We start from the raw sequence: 8,419 nt of genomic DNA, 5'->3' as shown, positions 1-8,419 counted from the left end.
CTGTTTTTGGATCGGCAGGATTTGGATCGGAATTGGGAGTTTCGGAAATTGTCGGATTTTCAGTTTCTCCTGCGGGATAATCTGTTTTTGGATCGGCAGAATTCGGATCTGAATTGCGATTTTCAGAAACAGTCGGGTTTTTGGTTTCTGTCGCTGGAGAATTTTCGGGTTTTGTTTCAACAGGATTTGTTGCAGAAGTAGTATCTGCTTTTTTGTCTTCTATAGTCTCTGTTTTTGGCGCAGCGTCACCTATCAATTCTTTGCCTTTTTCTGATGTACGCCAATCGGAGTTTTTGGCCATTACATCATCGATTGAAATGACTTTAGGGGTTGCGCCTTTGAGGGAAAATATGATATCATTGTAGTCAGCATCGCTGCCTTCGCCTATTCCCATATCTTCCATGACAAATATACTGCCGCCATTCGCAACACTGGCTATTTGTCCCCGTTGAAAAGCGTCGCTGGAATTAGCTGTTGCCATTGAAAATAAGGGTTTTTTGTCTCCGCCAATGCCTGGGTTGTCGTATACTTGCTGTATTGTGCCGTTGGGAACTAGGATGATGCCAAGTTCGTCTCCTGGTGTCATTGCGAAGGTTTTGATTCCTCGGTATTCTCCGATATTGAAGTTGTTTTCTCCCTCTAAACTAGAGAATGAAGCTGCTTCTGTACTGTCAGAAATGGCGATGTAACCGAGTGAGGAGTTGCTTAAAGCGCGTCTGGCTGCTTCTAGTATAAATGCTTGGGAATCGGGAACAAATTCTGGCATTCCTGTGAGGCTGATAATTGCTAGTTCTCCTTGATACCAGCCTCCGTCTGATAGGTAATCGAACACTATTTTACCTGTTTCGTCTGCTTGGAAAATGCCGGAGTCGAAAGAAATGTTATTTTGAGTTGCTGGTTTGGCTGTATCGCCTGTTATTGGGTCGGTTTGAGTGGTGGATATTTGCGGTTTTTCGGGGATGTTTTTGGTTGTTGGTGTTGAATCTTTGTTGAGGATGAAGGCGTCTATGTCTGGTTGGGGAGGTGTTTCTGGGTTCTTGTCGAGGATTTGGTTGTTTGATGATAATAGTTCGATGCTGGAGTTTGTGGAGGATGTTTCGTTAGTTGTTAGGAGATTTTTCGGGGGGTAAGAGTAATTATTGGTAGAATTTGCTAGTTGCAATTCTTCTGTAATGTCGGGAATGAGGGAAATATTGGCAGTTAGTTTTGGGGTAGATGCTTCGATTAGTGACATGATTTAAAGTTTGGTTTTTTGATGATGAAAGTGACTAAAGTTATGCAGAAATTGAGGATGTTAATATTGAAAATATCGCCAGCAAAGCGAGTCCAGACGATGCTGGAATTTTGTTTTTTTTATTGAGGACGCAAGCTGCGATATCGACAGGTGAAAACCTGCCAGCGAGGCTGACAAAAATTTGATGTGATGACAATAAGTTGGTGTTTTTATTGCTACCGATAGATTTGAGAATATCAGTAACTTTTATCGATCGCAAGCGGTGTTCGCCATCAGGAAGTAAACTTCATCACAGCTTTAACTTACTTCCGTATTTGAAGCGTCACACTAGGAATTTTCGGCTTTTGACAACTTTGGACTGGCGATCGCCCAACTAATTTCCCTGTTTACTGTATAAAAAGTAACTTATTTTTTTGCAAAATTACGCAAAACCCGATCGCAACAGTAAAGGCTTGGGAAACTAGGTTGTACAGTCTTGGACGCAGACACACTATATGTAGTGCGGTGCGATTTCTAATAATTACTAACGACCAATGAGTGATGACTTCGCCTAAGTGAAGCCTAATATATGCCAAAATACGGACGAAATGTGCTATCAGTAGAAGACGAAAGCAGCCTTGACGAAATTTAAAGTCCCATGTTGAATGCGAACGGGAGCATATTGGCAGACAATCGATCGGCCGCGTCGCAGTGGGCGCAAGAAGCTTTAGGGCTTCCCGAAGTTCAAGTACAAGCGCGTTTGCGGGGAAATCACCTGCACATTTTGTGCGAAGCAGCGCACTGTCCGTCTCAAGAATTGGTGACGGCGAGATTTACCAACGCCCTCGAACACACTGATTTAACGCAACTGCTGCCCGATCGACCTAAAATTTACCAGTTGTTTCTGTGTGGGCGCAAAATCGGTTCCCGACAAAATGACTGGACAGTCCGGCTCGATTGCAGCAGTCCCAAGCGACAGCAACAGCAACAGCCACAGCAACCAAAAGTTGCCGAAGTGCCTCCGCCAGCGAGTGCCCCCGACGAACCGCCAGCAAGCCCTAAAAGAGGCGGATTTTTCGGCAGATTTAAGAATGACAACCAGAAACTCAAACAGACACCAAAACCCGTAGAAACAGTCGCGCAACCGCCACAAGTACGGGAAGAACTGGATTTTGACGCCGACAGTCTGCCCGTCGCCTCCCGCATTGAATACCCAGAAGCTTTTGAAACTTCCCCCGTGACGATCGACACTTCGGCTGCTGCGACGCGGGAAGCCCTCGGTTCCGCCGTTCCCCCGCAGCAGAAAGCGAACCGTGGCGCAGTGGCTTTGATTCAATCCCCCCAAGCTGACTCAGGCGAGGGCGATCGAGATGGAACATTGACGGTTTCGCCGGAAACCTTGGCGCGCCGGGGCTATCCAGATGCGATCGCCAGCTATCTCAGCGAAATCCTCGGCCCGATGGGAGTTTCGGTGAAAGTCAGCATTCGCGAAAAAGAACTCAAAAGCAGCCGAGAAACCCTGCCGGTGAATGCGCCGGAAAATATCAAGCCCAAGGAACGCCGACTGCTAGTGCTGTGCGAGTCAGCTTACAGCCCAGACCCCTCATTGCTGGCCGAACCCATCGCCGGCAGGCTGCGGAAACTGCAACTAGAGGATTTCCGGGAAGCTGCGATCGCCAGCCAAGTCAGCGGCGAAGCGAAGCCGGACTGGCTACTGCGGGTGGATTTGACTTCGCCGGACAAAATTCTCAAGGAATGGGCCAGGTGGGGAGACGTACAGTCGATCGCCAAACTGCTAAATCAACACTTGGCTGCATCGAGAGTCGAAGTGCGGGCAACCCTCAAAGAAGCAACCCTCCACCTGTTTTGCAGCAAAACTGCCAAAAAAGGACAAAAGCCTAAAAGGCAAGAATACCCCGATAAGCAGCAAACCACCGAGGCGATCGCCCCTTTGTTAGCCTCCTTTGCACCCCAAGGCATCCGCGCAGCTACAATCTACGGCGTAGAACCGGCCAAGGACTCTCAGGCGGCGCCGGAGTCGCCGGTGTGGATAGACTGGGTAGACTTGCCTGCCGCCCACCACCCCGACTTGGCTGCGAACGCTAGAACGCTGGCAGTTGAGGGCGACCAATTGGCTCTGACTTTTTTATTGAACAGGTTGCTCAACCCCAATCTCAGACGCAAGCTGGAAACAGGAGGGATTCGGGCTGTCGTGCTGCAAAAAGCCAACGTGCTGCACGTCATGACAGAAGCTCTGACTTGCCCTTCTCAGTCGAAGATAGGCCCGCCGGTGGCGAAATTTTTGCGACAGTTACAAATTCCGGGAGTGGCAGGGGTGCGAGTCTACGGACGGCGCGCGGGCCAGAAGCTGCCCCTGTGGCGCTACGCAATCGACCTCAGAACCGCTGTTGACGAAGAATCAGCGACGGCACCCGCACAGGCTCCCTCCCAAGGGGCTGTCTTGGAAAAGGAACCGGTGCCGGAGTTTGCGCCGGCGGAGGATGGGAGTTTTTCGGGTTTGGGCGACAATTTGGTGTTCGATGCTCCGACGCCCAACTCCTGGCGGCCCCGCTTCAAAATCAGACTCCCCGGATACAATCTGGGCGAGCAGTTAGTTCAAGCTGCGGTGCAACCGCTTGTCGCTTCGGGTTTGTTTGTTCCCAACGATGGTTTATCCACGAATGCTGCTGCGCCCGGTGGCGTGAGAGCCGATCGCGCGGCGGGAATGGCTTTGATTTGGGCGATCGCCGGCTGTCTGCTGACTTTCAATACCGATTGGATCCTCGGTCAATTTCTGCAATCTGCGACGGTCAGTCAAGCTCCTAGTGCCTCCGAAGTTTGCAGCGGCCCAAATTGTCAAAATTCAGCTCCCAAGGCTTCTGGCGACGTTACAGCCCGACTTCCGAAGGAAACCGCGAACCCCCTTCCCCCTGCTGAGGAGGTTAATTTGCCTCGAATTCCGTTGCAGCCGTCGCCGTCCGCCAACCAGCAAGAGGCTTTCAATGGCTCTGGGTTTACGAAACCGGGAAATACTAGCGTTCCTGTAGCTGATGTTTCTGCTCCTCCGGTGTTCCCGACTTTGAGGAGCGAGCAGCTTGACGATCAGATAGCGCGCTATCAAGAGTACATTCACCTGCACAAAAAACCGCCGGATATTTTAATTGTCGGTAGTTCGAGGGCGCTGCGGGGCATCGATCCGGCGGTTTTGGAAACAGCTTTGGCAGCTTCGGGCTATCCGGGGCTGAGGGCTTACAATTTTGGGGTTAATGGAGCTACTCTCCAGGTTGTAGATTCGATCGTCCGCCGGATTTTGCCGCCGCAACAACTGCCGAAATTGTTGGTGTTGGCTGACGGGGCGAGGGCTCTCAACAGCGGGCGGCCGGATTTGACTTTTAGTGCGATCGCTTCTTCTGAAGGTTACAGGCAATTGAGCCGGGGTAGTTTTCTGATCCCCACCAATCAATTAGAATCCGAAACATCGAAGGAAAGCGCTAACAATCCGGTGGCGACTGCGACTGAATTGGTGAACAATTTGGGACAAGCTCAAGCTAATGTTCAGCAATTGGTGAATCAAAAGTTGGTGGAGGGTTCTGCAACTTACAAAAATCGCGATCGACTTAAAGGGTTTTTGCGATCGATCGTTAATCCCTCAGCCCCTGTTGCAACCGACAGCCCCCAAACCGCAGCCCTGGGTGAACAAACAACTGAAAACGTTCAGCCCACTGCTGCGAGTAAACCAGTCAGCGAGTATCAACCAAATGGCTTTTTGCCGATCGATATACGCTTCAATCCCGAAACTTACTTTCAGAAACACCCGAAAGTATCTGGTTATTACGACTCCGACTATCAAAATTTTAAATTGGTAGGCGAACAAGCTCTAGCACTCAAAAATCTGATCGAATTCACCAAAGTTCGCAACATCAATCTCGTGTTTGTTAATATGCCTCTGACTGAAGATTATTTAGACCCGGTGCGGACAGGTTACGAACAAGAATTCCGGCAATATATGCAAGAATTAGCAGCCCAAAGCGGACTAATTTTCCTAGATAAGAGTTTATTGTGGCCCCAGGCGCGGGAATCTTTTTCCGACCCCAGCCACCTCAACCGTTACGGTGCTGTTGCAGTTTCTAAGCGGTTGGCTCAAGATCCCATGATTCCCTGGCCAGCGCAACAATAGTTCTAATTTTTGAGTTTTGAGTTATTTTAGAAGTTAAATGCTCCCAACGTTGCGAGTGCGGCGCGACTATCTCAAAACTATTCTTTCCTGCGGCTAAATTACTGAAAATGAAAAGATTGATATTTCCTGAAAATAGCAAAAATACACAGATAAAAAATCCTAGAAAAAATCTGCCTTTGATATTTTTTATATTATCTTTAGCATTTTTCTGTTTCAGTTTGTATAAAGGTTTCTTTTTACCTGTAGCTTTATCATCTGGGCCGCCCAGCAACGAACCAAGTAGCGAACAGCAAACTCTCGCACCCTTTGAAGAGGTTGTCAAAGACGCGAAAAAGTTAGAGGGATTATTTACCCTTTACCGCAATCAAGCAACTGATAAAGTATATCTGGAAATTAAACCGGAACAATTCAACAAAAAGTTCCTGTGCTTTGTGACATTGGCATCGGGTTTGGGGGAAGCGGGCATTTTGAGCGGAATGCCGATCGGCGATTTCTTGTTTCAACTGCGGCGCGTCCAAAATAACGTGCAGTTTGTGATACCAAATATAAATTTTCGCACCAGTCCGGGCGACCCGCAAGCAGGTTCGGTAGCACGGGGATTTAGCGACTCGATTCTCTATTCTTTGCCTCTCAAAAGCATTCATCCGCAAAGACAAACTCTGCTAATCGATTTAGGCGATTTGCTGATGAGCGACAAACGCGATTTGCCAGGGGTAAAAGCGATTTTGCCGATGCTTTTGGGCGCTTCTTACTCGATCGATGCAGACAAGTCTTCTTTTAAAGATGTTAAAGCGTTTCCGCTGAATGTGGAGATTGCTTCTGTCTATGGTTTTTCTAGCGATAATGACAGTGAAGTTAACTATTTACCTTCGGTTCCTGACAGTCGGGCTTTTAACCTCCGCATTCACTATAGTTTCTCGGAAGTGCCGCTAAATAACGGCTATCGCCCCAGACTTGCAGACGAGCGAGTGGGCTATTTCCTCACAGCATATAAGGACTTTTCTGACAAGAATAGCCGGGAGCCTTTTGTGCGCTATATCAATCGCTGGCATTTGCAAAAGCAAATCCCGACAGCGCCGATGTCGCCTCCGGTTCAGCCGATCGTCTTTTGGATTGAAAATAATGTGCCTACCGAATACCGAAACGCAATCCGCGAGGGCGTTTTGGAGTGGAACAAAGCTTTTGAAAAGGCAGGTTTTACTGAGGCAATTCAGGTCAAACAAATGCCGGACAATGCTAAATGGGACCCGGCTGACGTTCGCTACAATACTATCCGCTGGTCGAGTTCTTTTGAGCCTCAGTTTGCCGGCATCGGGCCGTCTCGTACTAACCCGCTGACGGGGGAAATTTTGGATGCTGACATTCTGTTGGATGCTAATGTAGTCCGGGAAATCAAACAGGGTTATCGGTCTTTGGTGGAACAAAATCGATCGCTTTCTAAGAGTTTTCAAGGGCGAAACGGTTCTAATACTAATCCCTGTCAGTTTGGGATGTATTCTCGCTATTTGAATGTGCTAGAAAATGGGGATTTAGGAAAAAGCAGCAGGGAAAATGCTCAAGGTGGAATTGCTGATGATTTGCCGACTTTGGTAGAAAGATACCAAGAGCAAAAGCGATCGTCTTTATCGCGGTTGATGTCGAGTTCGGATATGTGTTTTGGGTTGGAATCGAACCGCCAGTTTGCGATGGGGGCAATGTCGATCGATTTGTTGGAAAATGCAGCGCCTAGCAGTGGGACGATTGACAATTATGTGAATGAATATATCCGATTTTTGACTGCCCACGAAGTCGGTCACACTCTCGGTTTGAGGCACAATTTTCACGGAAGTACGATGCTGCAACCGGAGGATTTGCACAATACTCAGGTAACTCGCACGCAAGGTTTGGTAGCGTCGGTGATGGATTATGTGCCGATTAATTTGGCACCTCCGGGAACTGTGCAGGGCGACTATTTTCCAACGATTGTAGGGCCTTACGACGATTGGGCGATCGAGTATGGTTACAAGGTGATTGGCGGCCGGGACCCGAACAGCGACTTACCCACGCTGCAACAAATTGCCAGCCGCGCTGCGGAACCCCAATTATCTTACGCGCCGGATGAGGATTCTTTTGATATTCTCGATCCGGCTGCAAATACCTTTGATCTCAGCGCCAATATGCTGAGGTATTCGCAATGGCAATTGGATAATGCTAGGGCGATGTGGAAGCGTTTGGAAAAGCGAATTCCGGTTGGGGGAGATGGTTATAACGAACTGCGGGTGATGTTTGATTCGGTGTTCGGGTATTATGTTCAGCAGGTGATGAATGCTACTTTGTATGTGGGGGGACAGTCGTTTAGTCGGATTCGCCCTGGAGATACTAATGCGAAGTTGCCGTTTGTGCCGATCGAACTTTCTGTGCAGCGAGAAGCATTAGCAACCCTTGAAAAGTACGTTTTTGCGCCGGATGCGTTTAGTTTTGCGCCGGAATTGCTGAATAAATTGGCGCCTTCGCGCTGGGAGCACTGGGGAAGTCCGGCTTTGGTGTTTCCTCTAGATTACCCGATCGGCGATCGAATTACTTTTTTGCAGCGGTTTGTGTTGCGGGTTTTGCTATCTCCGATGCGTTTGGCGAGACTGCGGGATGCCGAGTTAAAATCCGCCCCGGAAACTGCTTTGAGGTTGCCGGAAGTGTTGAACACTGTGCAAAAGGATATCTGGCAAGAGGTTTTGCAGCCGGAAAAGAAGATGCAAATTTCAACTTTTCGGCGTTCTTTGCAGCGGGAACATTTAGCAATTTTGATCGGAATGGTACTGCGAAAAACGAATGTTCCAGAGGATGCGCGGAGTTTGGCTTGGTACGAGTTGCGGCAGTTGCGGGAGGGTTTGAGCAAGAGTATTCGGAATTTGGATCGGAATGCGGATGCTTATACGCGGGCTCATTTGGAGGAAACGCGCGATCGAATTTCTAAGGTTTTGAATTCGCAAATTCAGTCAAATTAATCTTATATAGGGCTTACGCATGGGGGCCCAGAAACCGGGTTTTTTACG

At 48.7% G+C, this 8,419-nt stretch carries 3 protein-coding genes; 2 read left to right on the top strand and 1 reads right to left on the bottom strand.

The genetic code is table 11. The features are described from left to right. Positions 1 to 1,234 (bottom strand): DUF4114 domain-containing protein (locus QT973_RS02295; protein WP_333209763.1); only part of this gene is annotated, 1,234 nt, incomplete at its 3' end. 637 nt (positions 1,235 to 1,871) lie between these two features. Here QT973_RS02295 and QT973_RS02290 point away from each other — a divergent pair. Both QT973_RS02290 and QT973_RS02285 read left to right on the top strand, forming a co-directional pair. Beyond that, a complete protein-coding gene (locus QT973_RS02290) occupies positions 1,872 to 5,390 on the top strand; it encodes a hypothetical protein (RefSeq protein WP_333390476.1) in 3,519 nt (1,172 codons plus the stop codon). A 107-nt stretch (positions 5,391 to 5,497) separates the two neighbouring features. Further along, positions 5,498 to 8,371, top strand: a complete 2,874-nt coding sequence (locus tag QT973_RS02285) for a zinc-dependent metalloprotease (RefSeq protein ID WP_333056691.1) — start codon at positions 5,498 to 5,500, stop codon at positions 8,369 to 8,371. The last annotated feature ends 48 nt before the right edge of the window (positions 8,372 to 8,419 follow it).

The organism is Microcoleus sp. Z1_A1 (assembly GCF_036700305.1).
In the GTDB taxonomy this organism is placed as follows: Bacteria; Cyanobacteriota; Cyanobacteriia; order Cyanobacteriales; family Microcoleaceae; genus Microcoleus.
The sequence above is the reverse complement of the archived record's forward strand: the minus strand, read 5'-3'. Positions and strand labels throughout refer to the sequence as shown.